The sequence below is a fragment of the Paenibacillus sp. cl6col genome, from assembly GCF_900102125.1.
Lineage (GTDB): Bacteria > Bacillota > Bacilli > Paenibacillales > Paenibacillaceae > Paenibacillus_B > Paenibacillus_B suaedae.
The window spans coordinates 650,717-668,865 of the sequence record NZ_FNAZ01000001.1 but is presented as its reverse complement, the minus strand read 5'-3'; the positions used below and the strand labels follow the sequence as shown (position 1 = coordinate 668,865).

Genomic DNA, 18,149 nt, shown 5'->3' with positions numbered 1-18,149 from the left:
GTCAATCTCCTTCGTGAATGTATTTTTGTTTACGACCTCATTGTATGACCCTTATCTGGAGTTACTATGAAGATCATGTAGAGTTTTGGTGGGGATTTTTCGGTCTCTCCATATAAACTCCAGATAGCACGGCTATACTAATTCAAGAGGTGATATCATAATGAACTATCAGATTCTTGTGGTAGAAGATGATCAAGAGATTCGGGAACTAATCAAACAGTTTTTGATGACCCAACACTATAGCGTTGAAGTTGCATCCGATGGAATAGAGGGCATGAAACAATTCAATAAGCAATCCTTCGATTTAATTCTATTGGATGTCATGATGCCTAACCTTAACGGATTCGAGGTTGCTAAGATGATTAGGAGTGAGTCCAATGTTCCCATCATTTTGCTAACCGCTTTAGAGGAAGAACAGGATCAATTAAAAGGCTTCGATCTCGGAATCGACGATTATATTACGAAGCCTTTTTCCTTTCATGTATTGATACGGAGAGTCGAAGCCGTATTAAGAAGAAGCAAGGATCAAGGAACGAATAATGGTCTGGTGTTCAAGGAAATTCAAGTAGATTGCGATGCCTATAAAGTATACGTCAACGAGATTGAAATCCCATTAACGACAAAGGAATTTGAAATCGTACAGCTGCTTGTTCAAAATGAGAAAAAAGTGCTCACCAGAGAAAGCATCGTCGAGAAAGTATGGGGATACGATTATTATGGAGAGACGAGAGTCATCGATACACATATCAAAAATATTAGAAAGAAGTTAGATATACCTTACATTAAAACGGTAAAGGGGATCGGCTATAAAATTGATGAGTAACTGGTTGGACATGCTGAAGATGAAGCGTATTACCTATAAGCTTTTCGTGACTACGTCTCTTATTTTGTTATCCTTTGCCGTCCTGATCTATGTATCGTTGTACTTCTTTCTCCCTACCTTTTATGAGCAGTATAAGACGAACCAGCTTCAGACCGGGATCGAGGAAATCATAACGAAATCGAAGGATCTTGATTTGCAATATGGCGTGCTTCTTCTTGATGACTTCTCCAAAAAAAATAACGCAATCGTCTATCTTCAAAATAAAGAGGGAGTCATCATTTACTCTCCCTTTTTTTCTTCGGTTCGCAAAGGTTATTCACTATCGGCGGAAGTGAGAGTCGAAAGAGCAAAACCAATCGTGAATTCAAACTCCTTCGATGTCGCCGTGCCCATTCAGTTTTTGGATGCGAAGTTAACGCTCGTCGTGTCCGCTACCTTTCAACCGATAGATGAGGCCTCGCAAGTATTGGCACTTTTTCTCCCTTATTTAAGCTTTATCGTTATTGTGATTGGCATAGGCAGCGCTTATTTGTATTCGAGGTTTATCACGAAGCCGCTTCTGTACATTAATCAAGGTGCGCAGAAGATGGCGAACTTGGATTTCTCCGAACCAATCGAGGTTCGTTCTACGGATGAATTGGGGGAGTTATCGACCAGCCTAAATGAATTGTCCGTGAATTTGCAGCAAACGATGCAAGAATTGCACAATGCGAATCGGCAGTTAAAGAGCGATATTGAAAAGGAAAGAGCAGTAGAAACAAAACGCAGGGAATTTTTCGCGATTGCAGCGCATGAATTGAAGACGCCGCTCACCGTAATGAAAGGATACTTGGAAGGAATGATCTATCATATCGGTCCATATCGCGATCGCGATCAATATTTGCAGAAAAATCATCAGATTGTCGAGGGAATGGAGCAGTTGGTTCGTGAGATTTTAAGCATGTCGAAGTTGGAGCGCGATACATTCAAGCTGCAGCTGGAAGAAGTGAATCTCTCGCAGCTCGTGGAAAAAATAATTGCGGATCTTGAATATTTTGCGGCTCAGCGAGAGATTCAGCTTATGAAGCATATTGCTTCAGACATAATGGTTCACACTGATCGTCTGATGCTGGAGAAAGCGTGCAAAAATATCATCCATAATGCGATTATGTATTCTCCGCAGGGAGAAAAAGTATGCATTCAGCTAACCCGGGATGTGCAGGAGGGCAGCATTCAATTTCAAGTCATTAATACGGGCGTGAACATTAAGGAAGAGGACATGCAGCAGATTTTCGAACCTTTCTATCGAGTTGAAAAGTCGAGAAATCGCAACACAGGGGGGAGCGGACTGGGACTATATATTGTTAAGCAGATTTTCGATGCTCTGGGCATCACGTACTCTATGCATAACATCGAGCAGGGCGTACAATTTGCAGCTATCATTCCGAAATCACGACAGTGAGCGTTTACAAGGGGCGGGCAATAAAATGGCCGTGCAGGGTATGATGAGAAAAAGAGCGAGTAACGCAAACAGGGGTCAAAATGGCCGTATTGGCGGCACTTAGCGTATATGCGGGAATTGCCGGGGGAATGATGAATGAAAGATTCACAGAGGTTGAATATGCGAATGTGAAGCCGATAGTGAAAAAGTGCGGATCGGATTCCAAACCTGGCGTGGCATTGAATTGTGTCGGAATTAGAGCGGATAAGATGGGTAATAGGACGGGAATCACGCTATGAAAAAGGTATTAATTATCGAAGGTGATGAGCTCCTGCGGGAATCAATGGCTCATTATTTCAAGGATGATGGATATGTTGCTTACACAGCCGAGGATGGACGGCAAGGGTTGGAACTATTTGCAGCGCAGGATATCGACCTTGTCATACTGGATGTCATGCTTCCGGAACTGGATAGTTGGGATGTATGTCGCCGTATCCGTGATGTGTCCAAGGTTCCTATTATTTTAGTTACGGCAAGTAGTGATGAGGAGGATACACTCCTTGGCTTTGACTTGGGCGCTGACGACTATGTAACGAAACCCTTCAAGCCTGCGGTTCTTATGGCACGAGCTAGGAGATTGCTGAAGTCTGCCAGTCAGGACGAGCAGCAAGACGATATTATCTTGTGCGGCATTCATATGAATAAGTCTGCCCACAAGGTGTCGATTGAAGGGACGCCAATCAATTTAACTCATACGGAATATACGATCTTGTTAAGTCTTATGGAACATAAGGAGCAAGTAATTACTCGAGACACGCTCATTACAACGATATGGGGATATGAGCAAGGCGGAGGCGACAAGGCGCTGAACACACATATTCGCAATCTCCGATACAAGCTGGGGGATAAAGCTAAGCATATTACAACGGTCGTGCGGGTTGGATATAAATTTGAGGTTGATAAATGACGGGGATTGGATTAAAAAGCTGCTATGAAAAAAACAGCACCAGTGTCTCTCTACGATCGAGGGAGGAACTGGTGCTGTTGTTATTTTTATTACGTGGCAAAAATTTGCTCGCTTACTCCTCTAGCTTCTTGCCCTTCGTTTCCGTACCAAGCCAGAGGACGGCAACCGCACCGATTACAATGGTGACGAAGAACAGCCAGAAGATCGCGCTAATCGCAACCTGTCGAGCGACGAGCATACCGACAAGGTACGGAGCGATAATGCCGCCGACTCTGCCGAAGGATGCGGCAAGACCAACGCCAGTAGAACGAACCTTGGTCGGGTACAGCTCTGGCGTATACGCGTACATGCCTCCCCATGCTCCAAGGTTGAAGAACGACAAGCATATTCCGGCTGCAATCAGCATGCCTTCCGTTGTTGCACTGCCGAACCAAGCCGCACTGGCTGCAGTAAGCAGCAAATACAAGACGAGGACGAATTTGCGTCCGAACTTCTCGATGAGGTAAGCGGCAGTGAAGTATCCGGGAAGCTGTGCGAGCGTCATGATAAGCACGTATTCGAAGCTCTTGACCAAGCTGAAGCCCTTCAGCATCATGACAGAAGGCAGCCAGAGGAACATGCCATAATACGAGAAGACCACAGTGAACCACAATACCCACAGCATAATCGTAGAGCGGCGGTGCGGCCCAGACCATACTGCGACGAAGCGCTCGCGGAACGACAGCTTCTGCTGTTCTGATTGCTTCGCCTGCTGAGTAAAGCGGGGCGGATCTTGAATTGCCTTTCTCAAGTAAAGTGCGTACAGTGCTGGAACGGCACAGATTAGAAATGCCGCTTGCCATCCGTATGTAGGAATCACGAAGTAAGCAATCAGTGCAGAAGCAATCCAGCCCGCTGCCCAGAAGCTCTCCAGCAGGACAACGGCACGTCCACGTTCCTTGGCAGGAACGGATTCAGAGACAAGGGTTGACGCGACGGGCAGTTCGCCACCTAGACCCGCTCCGGCGATGAAGCGCAATATGCACAGCATCGTGAAGCTTGTTGCTGCTGCGGACAATCCGCTGGCAATCGAGAAGATGACCAGCGTCCAGAGCAGAACCGACTTACGGCCGTATTTGTCCGCTAATGCTCCTGCGAGCAGCGCGCCTACTGCCATGCCAATCGAATTAATGCTTGTAAAGAGTCCCGTCTGCTGCGGGGTTAAGCTCCATTCGGCTGCGAGTGCCGCCGCGATAAAGGAGATGATGCCGATATCCATCGCGTCGAACATCCAGCTCATTCCGGCACTCCATAGCAGCTTGCGCTGCTTCGGCTTATCCAACGTTTTCGCCGTATTCATTTCAGTCTCTGCCTCCACTTGATATGTGTTTGGATATAGTTTGTTCAGAAGGTCACATGCGAGCTTTAGAACAAGCTTTAATAAGGCGCAACTTGCTCTCTGATGTGATACCATTCATCAGTATGGACTTTATCATAACAAATAAAGCTAATTTTGGTTATAAAAATTCACGAAAAATAGATAAGGTTATTCAGCTAGTGAGTCTTAGCCTAATCAAAAAAGCGATGACCCCATTTAATCGAAGGCCATCGCTTGTCATTTAATTTTTAAATTGCTGATCTGTAGAAGTGTTGCGCGGCGTGCCCGTAAGCCCAACAGCCTCGTCGTACGCATCGAATATCGCTCGCGCGATTGGCGCTGCGCTATAAGCCCCGTAATTGCCCTCCGGAACAACGACTGCGACAGCTAAGGTCGGATTTTGCGCGGGAGCGTACGCAATGAACACTCCATTTTCTACTCTGATGCCTTTTGCGACTTCCTGTTCGGATGTTCCCGTTTTCCGATAATAGTCATAATTGAACCCTTCAAATCCCTGTACCTTCACTCGGCTCATGCCAAGCTCAATCAAGTCCCAATAGGCTATATCGAACTTTGCTTCGTTCAGCATCTCCGGCTTAAACTCTTTTACTACCTTTCCGTCCGGATCCGTAATTTTGCTGACGAACTGCGGCTTCATTCGCTTGCCATGCGAAGCCAGCGTAGCCGCATACTGGGCGAGCTGAAGCGTTGTATACTTGCCCTGCTGGCCGAACGAGGCGTATGCAAGAGCGGATTGCGCGCTGGCGCGCACGGCTTCGCTCATGTAGTCCTTTAGGCCGGCTATCTCTCCAGGCAGTCCGCTGCCGGTCTTTACACCAAGTCCGAACATTTCCATATATTTGTCCCATGTCTTCAGTCCGTTCACATCCGTTCGGGAATATAAACGTTTGCCGATCAAATCGATCATAAAGGCATTGGAGGAGAATTCCAGCGCTTTTGCGGCATCGATGCGACCATGCGACTTGTTGTTCGCATTCCGGATTTTCCTTTTTTCGAGTCCGATTTCGGCATAGCCGATGTCAGGATAATCATCGTACACGCTGAACAGCTTTTCCTTCAAACCGATAAGGACGGACAACGGCTTGATTGTAGAGCCAAGATACACGATGGAGTTCGGGTGCTTGTTCATATCTTTTTCCTCGTATGGGCCGTAGGCTGCTTTAATCGTGCCGTTGTTCATAAAGGATTTATTTTTTTCGTAATCCTCAACGCTGATGGAGCCGTTCTTCCAGACATTGCTGTCATAATCCGGCATGCTGGCCATAGCGACGATATTGCCCGTCTTTACTTCCATGGCGACGGCATAGCCCGTACGTGCGTTAGGGGCTCGCTCCACGGAATTCGAGGAGTTGCGTATTTTCTGCAGCGTATTCATAATCGCGTCTTCGGTCTTCATCTGAATGCTTTTATGAATGGTTAGGTGAAGATTGTTGCCCCGCTCAGGCTTGGTCAATTCCATGGGGCCCATAATTCGTCCCGCTACGTTAACCGGGAATTTCTTGAGTCCGTTTTTGCCGCGGAGCTCTTCCTGGTACATGAACTCCAGCCCGTCAACACCGACATCCTCATAATCGAGGTATCTGAGCTCCTCGTGCCGGGAATTTCTATTTTCGTATATCTCCTTATAATAATCGTAGGATTCTCTGACACCTCTGAACTTTTTCAGATAGCCGATTGTTTGCACCGCGACTGTATCCTGATCATAGTTTCTGACGCTGTCTTCTATAATCTCAAGATCTTTATATTCGGACTTATGCTCCAAAAAATAAGCAATATCCTTCGAGGATAAATCCGTTTTGATCAAGCGGGGGACATATACGGGATTAACATTGGCATTCAAATCCATACGCTTCACTATGTCCTCGACTGATTGTTCATCTCCCGTCTTGGTATTGTTTTTGAATCTCTCGGCGAGCATTTCAGCGAGCTTCTTGGCTTCCGCCATGTTTTCTTTATTCTTGTAGTTTTTGTTCACGTTAAAGTAAAGTGATTGTGTCGATGTGGAATAAGCGATCTTGTGATTGCTGGCATCATAGATGATTCCGCGAATCGGTGCGATAGCTGTAGTCCGGTAGCCCAATGAAGTTTCTTTTTGCTTCAGGGCAGGGCCATCTACGAATTGCAGCAACGCCAAGCGTATAATAAGTATGGCGAATAAGGCGAATATAATAAAGAAAAATCCAGTCAAACGGACAGAAAATTTGCGTTCATTGTCTGATTTGTGTTTGTTTGCGTGAGTTTCCTTAGATAGATTCAAAGCACTATTTCCTTTCTGCATCTGCGTATCATATTCCGTTTACCAGGTTCGTCATTCCTTTGGTACAAGTACACCTGAATTATATTAAAATTGATCATATATTCATATAGTGGCAAGCTCTTTTTATCATCAAATTCCAGACTCCATATGAGAAAAGGCAGACTTGTACACCTATTAGATGCAGCAACGGTTACGATGGTTTCTTGAAAAATATTACAAAATAATGCAAGTGTGCTTCGGCTTCGCTTCGTGCTCGACTTTTCATTTTGAATCGGCTGGAGTAAGATAATCCTAACATCATCATGATGCGGACAAGTTCCGATACGGCTGCAGGAAAGAGAAGGAGGAGCTATGCTTCAGAAATTCGGTTTTTCACAATATGAGAGCAAAGTATACGAGACGTTGGTGGCAGGAGACGGCCCTATGGATGCAACGAGTGTGGTCAAGCACTCAGGCGTGCCGAAGGCGAAAATATATGAGGTGCTGTCGCGTCTTATTGATAAGGGATTAATATCGGATTCCATATCCGAAAAGAAAAAGACCTATTTGGCGCTGCCGCTTCAGGTTGTTATCGAGAAGCTGTCCAAGGAATTCGAACAGAGCATTGAACAGTTGAAGCAAATGAATGAGCGCAAAATCGCAGCGGACAATCATGTGTGGAGCTTGAAATCGGAAGCTTCGATCATGGCGTATTGCCAGCATCTGATTGAAGAGGCGCAGGGCACGATTATCGTCTCGATGTGGAGCGATGAATTTCGGAAATATGTGCCGCTGCTGGAGAAGAAGGAGCGGGAAGGCGTACGAGTGGAGGCATTTGTAACGGGGACAGATGTGCCGAAAGCCCGAGTGTCGAAGCTGAATACGTTATCGCCGACGGAAGAGCATCATACGCTGGAGAGATTCATGCTGGTTGCAGCCGACTCATCCCAAATTATGTTCGCGGGGATGGAGCAAGGGGAATGGCAGGCAATGCGCACCGGGGCGCAGCCATTCGTAAAATTCTTTATTGAGTTCTTTTACCATGATGTTGCCTTGGCGAGAATTTCACAAAAATATAATGCAGAGCTCATGGCGGACGAGGAAATGAAGTCACTGCTGATGCGGCTTCGTTATTAAAGAGGATTAAACTGTTGCATGAAGAGCCTCAAGTGAAAGGAAGTAAAAAGCAGGCCTCCGAAGAGGTCTGCTTTTTTTCATCCTATGGAACTGATTACTTATTGAAATTAAATTTTGCCCGATAGTTTCATCAAACGATAGAGAATAGAAGCCACTTGTGCGCGAGTAGAGCTTTGATCAGGAGCGAACGTGTTGTTAGACATGCCATTGATCAACCCTTTATCCACAGCATAAGCTACCGCGGCTTGGGCGCTCGCCGAAATCCGATCTTTATCTTTGAAGTTTAATTGCACTTTCTCACCCTTCAGATCGACTTTCATGGCATTGATCATCAATACGACCATTTCTTCGCGGCCTAGGATATCATTTGCCCCTGCCATCGCAACGTAATGACTCCATTCTTTCTCTTGGCCAAGAATACGATCCAAATGCGCCACGAATTCTGCGCGCGTTATCGTATCGTTCGGAACGAATTTGGATTCACTTTTCCCTTTGGTTACGTGTTGAGCCGCAATAACTTCGATTTCATGTTTTGCCCAATGGGTCTGAATATCGTCGAATGAAATGTGAATCTCCATCAGCTCGAAGGTGCCGAGCGTAGAGGTTGTAAGTTGAATATTCCCCGGCTGATGCACGGCATTGTAACCCACATATACCCATTTACCGTTTTCATCTTGCTGGTAGACGCCAACTTTTTGCAAATCAATTACTTTGTTAGCCGGCTTAAGCTCGATCTTAATCGGATGACTCAATTTTCCTGTATCGTTGCCGATCGTGACGATCTGCGATACGACGGTTGTTTGATTTGCCGAATGGATGTTAACTTCACCATTGTCAGAATCTTTTGCCGATAAGCTTGCTTTAAATCCATTTGTACCAATAAAATCAGCCAATGCATCCGCAGGAATTCGGATGGTAAATCCATTGCCGGTAAGGATCAATCCTTTGCTGGATGCCAGTAGTTTGTCAGCCGTTGCTTTATTAAAGATTACATTCGCACTGCTGTAGTCGTTGAAGCCAATATCGGTAAGATCCAGCGTGGCGTCAGTCGCTTTCGAATCTTTCAACTGGGCAATCAAGGCCTCACTCGATACGCTTATCGTTGCGATAGTCGCACCCTTAACGTTTTTCGTCGTAGTGAGCGTGCCTGCTTTTACTTTCTTGCCTATTGGTGCTGGAGTCGATGGTGGGCTTGGTGTGTAAGTCGATGGCGATCTTGGAGAAGTCGGTGTCGTTGTGCCAGAATCCTTGGTTACGGTGACTGATACCTCATGAGATTTGCCTTCGTAAGATACAGTGATCGTCGTTTTCCCTGCTCCAACGGCTGTCACCTTGCCGGTATTGCTTACTGTAACCATGTTCGTACCAGGAACGCTATACTTTGCACCCTTTGTAACGTCTTTCTTGCTTCCATCGCTATACGCCGCGGTGACCGTAAGCTGAGCATCCTTCCCAACTTTAAGATCTACGCTGTCCGGCGATACCGAAATCGACGTTAATTCGACTGGGGTTGTCGTTTCTTCTGTAACGGTAACAGGTACCGCGTAGGTTTTACCTTCGTAAGCTACGGTTACTGTCGTTTCACCTTTTCCAACGGCTGTCACCTTGCCGGTATCGCTTACCGCAGCAATGCTTGGGTTAGCTGTACGATAATCTGCGTCGCTTGTAACGTCTTTCTTGCTTCCGTCGCTATACACCGCGGTGACCGCAAGTTGAGCATCCTTCCCAACTTTTAGAGCTGCGCTGTCCGGCGATACCGAAATCGACGTTAATACAGGATCGACTGGGGTCGTAGTGACAGTGACGGGTACTGAAGCCGATTTCCCTTCATAAGCTACCGTTATCGTCGTGCTGCCTTCTCCTACCCCCGTTACTTTACCATAGACAACGTCTATGACACTGAGATCGTAATCGGCATAGATGGCCCCATACGTGACGTCACTAACACTTACTGGGAATGGCTTGCCGTCTGCGTCAACATATTGAGCCGTTACCGTAAGATTTGCAGTGGAACCGACACCTAAGGTTAGAGCCTCCGGCTGTACTTTAATTCCACTTAACACGGGATCTGCGCTAGTAATCGTAACAACTTTCTCCGCATGGTTACCTGCCGCGTCGTCTACGAGCAATTTCAGCTTATTCGCTCCGGTCGTTAAACCGCTTAACGTGATATCGAACTTGCCATTTTGATCGAGCTTTGCAGGTTGCGAGGAAATCAAGTTGTCGTCGCTGTCTAATAGTTCGTATTTCACATGCAAGTTGTCGTTAACGTTGTAGGCCAAGCCCAAAGTTTCCTCAACGACTGGTCCGAATTTCACGTACGAATCGTCTATCGAGCCGGAGAACTGCACATTCGAACCCGTAACATGTAAACTGTCGGGAGAAACGAATTTTGGCGTGCTCGTCTTGACATACACCGGAATCCAATCCCCTGTCACTGCTCCTGTTGAAGAGGATTGCCCTACAATCTCCATGGCATAGGCGCCTTCCGGAACAGCTGTGTTCAGCGTCGTTCCCGGCTGACCCCATTGATGATACTTACCGTTAAAGGTTAACGCCTTTGCTCCCGTTGTCACGCTGCCGTTCATAATCCATCCGATAGTACCGTCTCCGTAATATCCGCCGCTCATATTGTTCAGATCATAAAGTTGAATGTATGAAGTTCCTTGCCTATCGTGGAATTCATATCTTACAGTTGTGCTGTCCAGCTTGCCATCCCCGTTCGGAGAGATGTGGTTGCTGTCGATCGTAAAGGTCTTCAATCCCGTCGGTGGGGCGAAATTCGCCGCGAAGGGAAGAATTAGATTTGTCGTACCGTTTGTAATCTTTACGTAACCCAGCATTTCGTTACCGTTTGCTCCAGTCCCTTTCGGAACATTTAGCGTCACGGTCAAATTTTGTTCATCGTTTAACGTAAAGCTGGACTTGTCGACTGTCACGATTGAGCTCGCAAGCGTACCTGTCGCCGCTTTCGTCGTTTGGACGGATACCGTATAGTCGCTTGGGCTTCCCGTTACATTTTTAACAAGAATAGACCGTGATACCGTTGTTGGATTGTTCGTATTCGGAGATACATTTCCGAAGGTGATTGTTCCCTTGGTGTAGTCATAAGTCTTATTGGAGAAAGTGGTTTGATCCAATTCATACGCGAGCGCTTCAGTTGTCGCTGCTTTAAGCGGCTGAATACGTCCCGGACCTTGAGAGAAGACGTCGTATTTCGTTACGTCCAGTTGCTTGGCCGTATTCGAAATCGCGACTTTAATATCGAACGGAGTCCAATCCGGATGCTGCGATTTAAGCAAAGCCGCAACCCCCGCTACGTGCGGAGCCGCCATACTCGTTCCTGTATAACGGTCGTAGGATTCGGAATAGTCAGGGTAGTTAGGCAGAGGCTGTCCTTGATTATCGAGATAATCTTTGCCATAGGCAGGAACCGATGACATGATGTTAGTTCCTGGAGCCACCACGTCCGGTTTAATATCAAAGACCGGATTGGCAGGTCCGCGCGAACTTGAATTATTGATATCGTCACTTAAAGTCGTACCAGTGGTGAATTCTCCGAAGGTGACGGTACCTGAGTCGCCCGCAAGAGCCGTTCGCAGTGCGCTGCCGTCCATGTAGGACATATCAAACGTTGGGATGGACGCGAAGGAATCTCCCACAAAGGCGCCTGACGGTCCTGGAGTATTCGTTCCGCTCGCAGAGTTGTGAACAATAACCGCTACGGCACCTGCACTTTTTGCTGCCGCTATTTTATCCACGAAGGCAATATCACCGCGGGCAACGAGAGCGACTTTACCTGCCACATTCAGACCCGCGTAATCCGTCACTTTACCAAGGCCAGGGATTGCGGCGACATCATACGTTCCGGTCAAAATACTTTTCGGGTCTGTGCCGAATTTCCATGCCATCAAATTCATGATATATGGTGTGACCGTTCCCGCTTTGTCTAGAGTTACAGTAGCCTTTCCGGCCATCGTTTTTTCCGGAACAGTAGAGTTGCCCACCGATATCGCGAAGGCTGCCGTGCCCGGACTGCCGATCGTCCCTCTATTTGGACCTGAATTCCCCGTAGAAAGGACTGCTGTCGTACCTGCTAGAACTGCATTGTTGATGGCGATCGCGTCAGAAGCAACTTGGCTATTGGTAGATCCGCCCAAAGATAGATTGATAATGTCCATTTTCTCTTCGACGGCTTTATCAATACCTGCGATAACCCCTGAATTCGAGCCGCTTCCGTACGCGCCCAGCACGCGATAAGCATACAATTCAACGGAAGGGGCAAGTCCCTTTATACCAAAAGGATTTGTGCCTTGAGCTGCAATCGTCCCGGCAACATGGGTGCCATGTGAGGTATTAAAAGGATTTCCAGTAGTAGGGTGAATCCACGGTCTGTTATCAGGGTGATCCAACAGCGTAGTTTCATACGGATCGTCTCCTCTAGTACGAGCGTATCCCGTATCGGAACCGTCTACTACTTGCGTAATAAAGTTATGTCCGCCTTTATAAACGTCTTTTAAATCAGGATGAGTATAATCAATTCCGGTGTCGATAACGCCTACTTTAACTCCTTGGCCTGTATTGCCTAAGGCCCATACTGATGGAACTTCAAGGAATGGATTACTCGTGTTCATGTTCGGATGGACTTCACTATCCGGCAGCTTTGAGGACTCTACCCCCAGAGCGTGAACTTCCACGTCAGGCTCTACCATTTGTACACCTTTCATCTTAAGTAACTGTTCCACTTGACTTGCTTTTACTTTAAGGGAGACCCCATTAAATGCATAATTGTATGTAAAGCCCACGTTAGCGTTGATACTCTTGCTACTTAATTGGCTGACAAAGCTTTGTTGCTGTTTATTGATCTTTTGTTTCGTGTTCTGTTCTGAGGCTGCAGTAAATGATTTGCCCTCAAGCATACTCATACCCTTCGCTAGAGCTACTGGGGCTTCGGATAATTGGACGATAACTGAAATTTCCTTGTCGTCAGTAAGGTTTTGCAAATCGGGATGGAGTACAGGTTCTTGACCTTCTGTAAATTTATTCTGATCAACAATCTGCTGCATTTTTGCACGCACTTCAGGACTCAGTGCCTTGCCTGTCAATTGTGCTTGTGAATCAAATGCGTATGCGGAAATCGGAAAGAGTAGGGAAAATAGCGTCAATACGACTACTAGCAAACGACTTACAAATAAACGTAAATTTTTCAATCGGCTGTGCACTCCTTTTCTCAAAATGATAGATAGCATTTCTCGGGTTATTTACACCTCCTTACATATTCTGAAAATGATGGCGGTTCACTTAGAATATATGATACAAATTGTATCGTGTCAACGCTTTCATGTTAATGAAATGTAACTGAAATCAAATTTCCTAAAATCAAAAATAAAAAACGACACTCTACACCAATTTTCGGAGTGAAGTGTCGTTTTTTGGGCTTAATATCCGCCCGCAATGAATATAAATTCGCATCCAATTAACCAAGTGATTAACCAAATTTGAACCCGTGGATTTACAATTCCAGAGCGTGGGATTTGTATCATATCAACTGCCTTCGGCTTGCTTCATTTATTCAGCTGCAGCGGCTGTATTGGCCTTAACTCGGGCAGAACGAGTCAGGGAGAACATGGCACTTCCCAGCGCCAGCAGGACGAACAGGCAGCCGACCCATGCATTATTGGCTACTGAGCTCTGTTCAATGACAAGTCCGCCAACGACAGAACCACTCGCAATACCAAGATGAAGCACCGATGAGTTCAGGCTGAGCTGGATGTCAGCTGTATCGGGAGCAGTCTGCATGAGATAGCTTTGCTGCGCCGGGGACAATGCCCAGCTAAGCGCACTCCAAATCACCATCGCAATCAAGAAGACGTAGAACGATACTTGTGCCGTCAGCGGCAGGACAAACATGATCACCGTGAAGCTTGATACGATCAACAAAATGGAGCGTTTTGTTCCCCATTTATCCGCCATCAAGCCGCCAAGCCCTCCGCCAGATACGGCTGCCAAGCCGAACAAGAAGTACACAATGCTGGTCATGCCTGGACTAAGCTGGAACGTCTCCTGTAAATAAGGTGTCAGATATGCATAGAGGGTCAAATGCCCTGTCAGCATCAAGTACGAAATAAGATGACCGCTGACGAGCTTCGCATTCTTCAATGAAACGAACTGTGTACGCAGGGTCGTAACCTCGGAAGGGGGAACTTTCGGTAAGAAGGCATAAATCCCTAGCATTGCAATTGCAGTCAGTCCCACAACTAGCAGGAACGGCGCCCGCCATCCGTATGCATTTCCGATAACCATCCCAATAGGAACGCCTAAGACGAGTGATCCGCTGATGCCCATGTAGATGACGCCAATGGCGCGCCCTTTATATTCCGGCTGGACGAGCTTCGAGGCAATCGTGATGGACAACACGATAAGCAGCGAGCCGCTGGATGCCGACAAGGCTCTGGCTGCGAGCAATGTAGCATAATTCGAACTGAACGCCACGATAAGATTCGAGATTAGGAAGATGAACAAAAAGACAATATACAGTTTTTTGCGTTCAAATTTGGCTGTGAGATTCATTAAAATTGGTGCCGATATCGCAAAGGCAATCGAGAAGATTGTAATCAGTTGCCCGGCTGCACTGACGGAAATGTTCAAATCCGCAGCTATCTGATCGAGGATTCCCCCGATAATAAGCTCTACTGTGCCGACAACGAATGCGGCTACTGCCAAAATATATACACGAAAGTTCAAGAGAGACATTCCTTTCTGATTGGATAAAAAGTTACTACTATTATAGTAACCTAAATACAAATGTGCAACAGAAAAGTATTCCTGCTTGTCCGATATCGTGTTTATTCACTCGCAAGATAAGAACAAGCCGACCTAAGATGATGGCATCCTGGTCGGCTTGTTTACGTTCAGCATATCTCCATGCATTATGATGTCTTGGTGGAATGAAAGGCGTACTGGAAGGCATTCAGCAGCTTGGCGAATGCGCGCTTGCGGATATGTCCGTAGGTTACGGCGCTGATCGGGGGATCGAATCGGAAATTGTACACCTTCGTATCCGTCATGCGAGCTTCCTTCATATATCGCTCGCGGATGAGCAGCTGCTCGTCCGGCTCCAATTCGTGCACGATGGACTCAATCAGCTCGCAAAACGCCAGACATTCGCTCGCTCTATCTGTATTATAGACCGCTACTGCGGCAGTCGGATCGCCAACCCGGTTCGTCGCTCCATTTTCTCTCGTTTCATAATTCGTTGTAATCCGCGCCTCGCGAACGGCGAACTTCATCACTTTACACATTCTGTATTTGGCAAATACCTCATCAATTCGTGCTTTTGCTTGCTTCGCATCCATCGCTTCATGCTCTGGCATGTCCATGAACCCCATTACCATTAGGCAAGGCCTCCTTTGTTTCCATTCATACTCGAGGTTGTGTACTTCCTATTTATCTATTGGGTCCAGCATCGAAATGGAACACCGTGGGCAGGTATTCCCATTATACCACAAAAACAAGAACATTTGTTCCTATAAATAATTAAAAACAAATCAAAAAGAAACTATAAAACGAGTTTAAACCAAACATGTGTTCGTCATTTTATACTGTTAACGTGGACATCGTGAGCAGAAAGGAAGCTGCCTTCGTTGATTTCAAGCAAGCAGCATGGCGCTCTATTAGGATGGCCGATTAGCAAATGAGCAGGATGCAAGATTAGAGATTTTCCCAGTAGATGAAGGGAGGTGATGTGGATTGATTGTATATCGCGACATTGTAGAACGATGGCTCGTGCCCATGGGGAAGGCATTGAACATGCCGGTTGTTCCCTTGGACGGCCTGAAGGCGGATCAGACCGAGCCGCTTATCGCGTACGACGTGGCTGAGCCTTACATCGATTGCTCGCCCCATCATGCGGAGTCACAAGGGATGATTGAGAAGGTTGTTGAGATGGAATGGCTTCTTCTCATTCGCTCCAAGGATCGCATGGATATGGTGGAACGCTGCCGGGATTTGCTCGGCTGGCAGTGGACGGAAGGATTGGAGTGCTTGACGACAATCCCAGCCGTGCAGGTGCATATGGGGCCAGCGCAGTGGAAGACGGAGCCGACTGCCGGACTAGGTCTCCGTATTAGGCTTCGCATGAAGGATCGCTTCGAGCGAAACTTTACATTCATCGAAAAAGTGGAATTACAACGAAACGAAAAGAAGGAGTGATTGTTCATGTCAATTCAAGACGTACAAGTAACGATTGATTTACAAAAGCCTACAGGTCGGTTGTCCTTCGGAATGCCGCTTATTATCGGGAAAAAAGCCGGAGGCTCTGCCTATAAAGAATACGGGGATCTCAAGGCGGTCAAGGATGATTTCGCGGATACGACAGCGGAATACAAAATGGCGGAGGCGCTCTTTGGACAAGGCGATCGCTCACCGGCTCGCATTGCGATTACAGCTTGTGATGAGAAGGAGGAACCAGCAGCTCGCCTTCGCTCTGTAGTCGATAACGGCTGGTACTATCTGCTCTCCTCTGATAATAGCGATGCTGTAGTTGAAGCGTTGGCTGCAGAGATTGAGAAGGAGGATTACCGTCTGTTCTTTACACGCGCTGCTGATAAGACGAAGCTTCAGGCGCTGAAGTCCAAGGCTTATACGCGTACGGTCGTGTTCTATCACACGGATGCCGCGGTATATCCAGAAGCCGCGCTCGTAGGTTCGGTTGGTTCTGCGGAAGTGGGCTCTGTGACGTGGAAGTTCAAGAAGTGCACAGGCATCGACGCGATGAAGGTAACAGCTGGCGAATTGATGGAAATTCACGACAGCGGCGCAATTACGTACGTGAACAAGCAGGGCGAGGCACGAACTTCGGAAGGCAAGACGCTGTCCGGTGAATATATCGACGTCATTATGGCGCGTGATTATGTGCGTGCCCGCATGGAAATGCAAATTCAGAATTTGCTCAATCAATCGAGCAAAATTCCGTACACCGATGCAGGGATTGTCCAAATCGAGAGTGCGGTGATTAACGTGCTGTTGGAATCTGCACGTATGGGTATCATCGCGACAGCCGACAGTGGCGAGCCGCTGTTCGGTACGTCCTTCCTGTCTCGCAATGAGGTAAATCCAAGCGATCGCGCGAACCGCGAATATCGCGGCGGCTCGTTCTGGTTCGAGATCGCAGGTGCGGTACATCAAGTGAAGGTGAACGGTGTTATCCGCTTCTAGTGAATCACAATTGATCACGAACATCATACACAACATTTTCTATTAAAGGATGGTGCTTATCTATGAGTATCGGTATTTATGATGCAAAGCAAGTATCTGTAATCATTAACGAAGAACACATTACGGGATTTGGCGAGAATACTTTCGTCACCTGTGAAAAGGATGAGGAGCAGACGGTAACGCATGTTGGCGCGCGCGGCGAGGTAGCGATTGCCTATAAGAACAATCCGCTCGGCACGATTAAGCTGACGGTGATGTCAACGTCGCCGCAATTGCCGCTCTTATATCGATTAGGGAACGAGAAGAAATTATTCAAAATTATGGTGAAGTCCAATAACAAACCGGGAGAAACAATTAGCGGTAATCAGGCTATCATCAAGAAGCTGCCGGCTGCTTCGTACGGCTCAGAGCTTGAGGATCGTGAATTTGAAATCCAAGTTCTCGATTATATGCATCAAACAGAATAGTGAAGTAAAAATTTAGGAGCTAAATTTCAATAAAACGGATTCGGAAAGGGTGGCTACTTGTGAGCAAGCAAAAGACTGTAACGATTGAAACTGAGGAATATGTGCTGCAGCATCCGGGCGCGCGGGCGCTCATGCGATTGTATGATGCAGCATTGAAGGCAGATGGGGGATGGAAGCTGGAAGCGTCGATGGACTTTTTCCTCCAACATGTCATCGTGTCTCCACGCCTAAGCTGGGAGGGTCTTGAAGAAAAGACCGATCTGATGACGCCGCTCTGGCTGGAGTGTGCGCGCTTCTTGGGCATGGTCGATACACCCTTGGAATCCGAATCATCCGACGTATAAGCAATCCATCTCCCGCAATCCGCTCCGGCAATTGTTCTGGCGTGTCGTCCTGAACAGCCGGGGCGGCATTACGTATGCAGAAGCGAGCGGTATGAGCATTGAGGAATTGTGTGAAGCCGCCGCCGCTGTGGAATGGATGTACGGGAAAGGAGGGGGTTAAC

15 protein-coding genes are annotated in these 18,149 nt (G+C 47.0%); 10 read left to right on the top strand and 5 right to left on the bottom strand.

What is annotated here, in order from left to right:
* The first annotated feature begins 157 nt into the window (after positions 1 to 157).
* The 4 genes from BLS15_RS02840 (at position 158) to BLS15_RS02825 (ending at position 3,210) form a co-directional block, all read left to right on the top strand.
* Positions 158 to 823 (top strand): response regulator transcription factor, encoded by a 666-nt coding sequence (locus tag BLS15_RS02840; RefSeq protein ID WP_175460713.1) that lies wholly within the window; start codon positions 158 to 160, stop codon positions 821 to 823.
* Positions 816 to 2,264: a sensor histidine kinase gene (locus tag BLS15_RS02835; RefSeq protein WP_090509750.1), complete on the top strand. Its 1,449-nt coding sequence runs from the start codon at positions 816 to 818 to the stop codon at positions 2,262 to 2,264. The genes BLS15_RS02840 and BLS15_RS02835 overlap by 8 nt, the downstream gene beginning before the upstream one ends.
* An 80-nt stretch (positions 2,265 to 2,344) precedes the next feature.
* Positions 2,345 to 2,542 (top strand): hypothetical protein, encoded by a 198-nt coding sequence (locus BLS15_RS02830; protein ID WP_090509746.1) that lies wholly within the window; start codon positions 2,345 to 2,347, stop codon positions 2,540 to 2,542.
* Positions 2,539 to 3,210: a response regulator transcription factor gene (locus tag BLS15_RS02825; protein ID WP_090509742.1), complete on the top strand. Its 672-nt coding sequence runs from the start codon at positions 2,539 to 2,541 to the stop codon at positions 3,208 to 3,210. The genes BLS15_RS02830 and BLS15_RS02825 overlap by 4 nt, the downstream gene beginning before the upstream one ends.
* Positions 3,211 to 3,322: 112 nt before the next feature.
* Here the strand turns inward: BLS15_RS02825 and BLS15_RS02820 are convergent, their stop codons facing one another.
* Together BLS15_RS02820 and BLS15_RS02810 are read right to left on the bottom strand one after the other, a co-directional pair.
* A complete protein-coding gene (locus BLS15_RS02820) occupies positions 3,323 to 4,549 on the bottom strand; it encodes an MFS transporter (RefSeq protein WP_090509738.1) in 1,227 nt (408 codons plus the stop codon).
* A 259-nt stretch (positions 4,550 to 4,808) separates the two neighbouring features.
* Positions 4,809 to 6,845 carry a peptidoglycan D,D-transpeptidase FtsI family protein gene (locus tag BLS15_RS02810; RefSeq protein ID WP_254777270.1) on the bottom strand — a complete coding sequence of 679 codons (2,037 nt, stop codon included), beginning with the start codon at positions 6,843 to 6,845 and terminating at the stop codon, positions 4,809 to 4,811.
* A gap of 351 nt (positions 6,846 to 7,196) precedes the next feature.
* Here BLS15_RS02810 and BLS15_RS02805 point away from each other — a divergent pair, with 351 nt between their 5' ends.
* Positions 7,197 to 7,961 carry a TrmB family transcriptional regulator gene (locus BLS15_RS02805; RefSeq protein ID WP_021254399.1) on the top strand — a complete coding sequence of 255 codons (765 nt, stop codon included), beginning with the start codon at positions 7,197 to 7,199 and terminating at the stop codon, positions 7,959 to 7,961.
* A gap of 107 nt (positions 7,962 to 8,068) precedes the next feature.
* On the opposite strand, the gene BLS15_RS29745 is transcribed toward BLS15_RS02805, so the two are convergent.
* The 3 genes from BLS15_RS29745 to BLS15_RS02790 form a co-directional block, all read right to left on the bottom strand.
* On the bottom strand, positions 8,069 to 13,171 hold the full coding sequence (locus tag BLS15_RS29745; protein WP_175460700.1) for a S8 family serine peptidase: 5,103 nt from the start codon (positions 13,169 to 13,171) through the stop codon (positions 8,069 to 8,071).
* A 358-nt stretch (positions 13,172 to 13,529) separates the two neighbouring features.
* On the bottom strand, positions 13,530 to 14,714 hold the full coding sequence (locus tag BLS15_RS02795; RefSeq protein ID WP_090509721.1) for an MFS transporter: 1,185 nt from the start codon (positions 14,712 to 14,714) through the stop codon (positions 13,530 to 13,532).
* A gap of 176 nt (positions 14,715 to 14,890) precedes the next feature.
* On the bottom strand, positions 14,891 to 15,355 hold the full coding sequence (locus BLS15_RS02790) for an ArpU family phage packaging/lysis transcriptional regulator (RefSeq protein WP_090509717.1): 465 nt from the start codon (positions 15,353 to 15,355) through the stop codon (positions 14,891 to 14,893).
* Between the two features lie 355 nt (positions 15,356 to 15,710).
* Here BLS15_RS02790 and BLS15_RS02785 point away from each other — a divergent pair, with 355 nt between their 5' ends.
* The 5 genes from BLS15_RS02785 (at position 15,711) to BLS15_RS28420 (ending at position 18,148) form a co-directional block, all read left to right on the top strand.
* Positions 15,711 to 16,172 carry a hypothetical protein gene (locus tag BLS15_RS02785; RefSeq protein WP_021254395.1) on the top strand — a complete coding sequence of 154 codons (462 nt, stop codon included), beginning with the start codon at positions 15,711 to 15,713 and terminating at the stop codon, positions 16,170 to 16,172.
* A 6-nt stretch (positions 16,173 to 16,178) separates the two neighbouring features.
* Entirely contained in the window at positions 16,179 to 17,177 is a 999-nt protein-coding gene (locus BLS15_RS02780; RefSeq protein ID WP_021254394.1) for a DUF3383 family protein, read from the top strand.
* A gap of 62 nt (positions 17,178 to 17,239) precedes the next feature.
* Positions 17,240 to 17,644: a phage structural protein gene (locus BLS15_RS02775; protein WP_021254393.1), complete on the top strand. Its 405-nt coding sequence runs from the start codon at positions 17,240 to 17,242 to the stop codon at positions 17,642 to 17,644.
* A gap of 59 nt (positions 17,645 to 17,703) precedes the next feature.
* Positions 17,704 to 17,988: a hypothetical protein gene (locus tag BLS15_RS02770; RefSeq protein WP_005542653.1), complete on the top strand. Its 285-nt coding sequence runs from the start codon at positions 17,704 to 17,706 to the stop codon at positions 17,986 to 17,988.
* Complete coding sequence (locus BLS15_RS28420) at positions 17,930 to 18,148, top strand: hypothetical protein (RefSeq protein WP_139070713.1); 219 nt, start codon at positions 17,930 to 17,932, stop codon at positions 18,146 to 18,148. Before BLS15_RS02770 ends, BLS15_RS28420 begins: the two co-directional genes overlap by 59 nt.
* Position 18,149 lies beyond the last annotated feature (1 nt).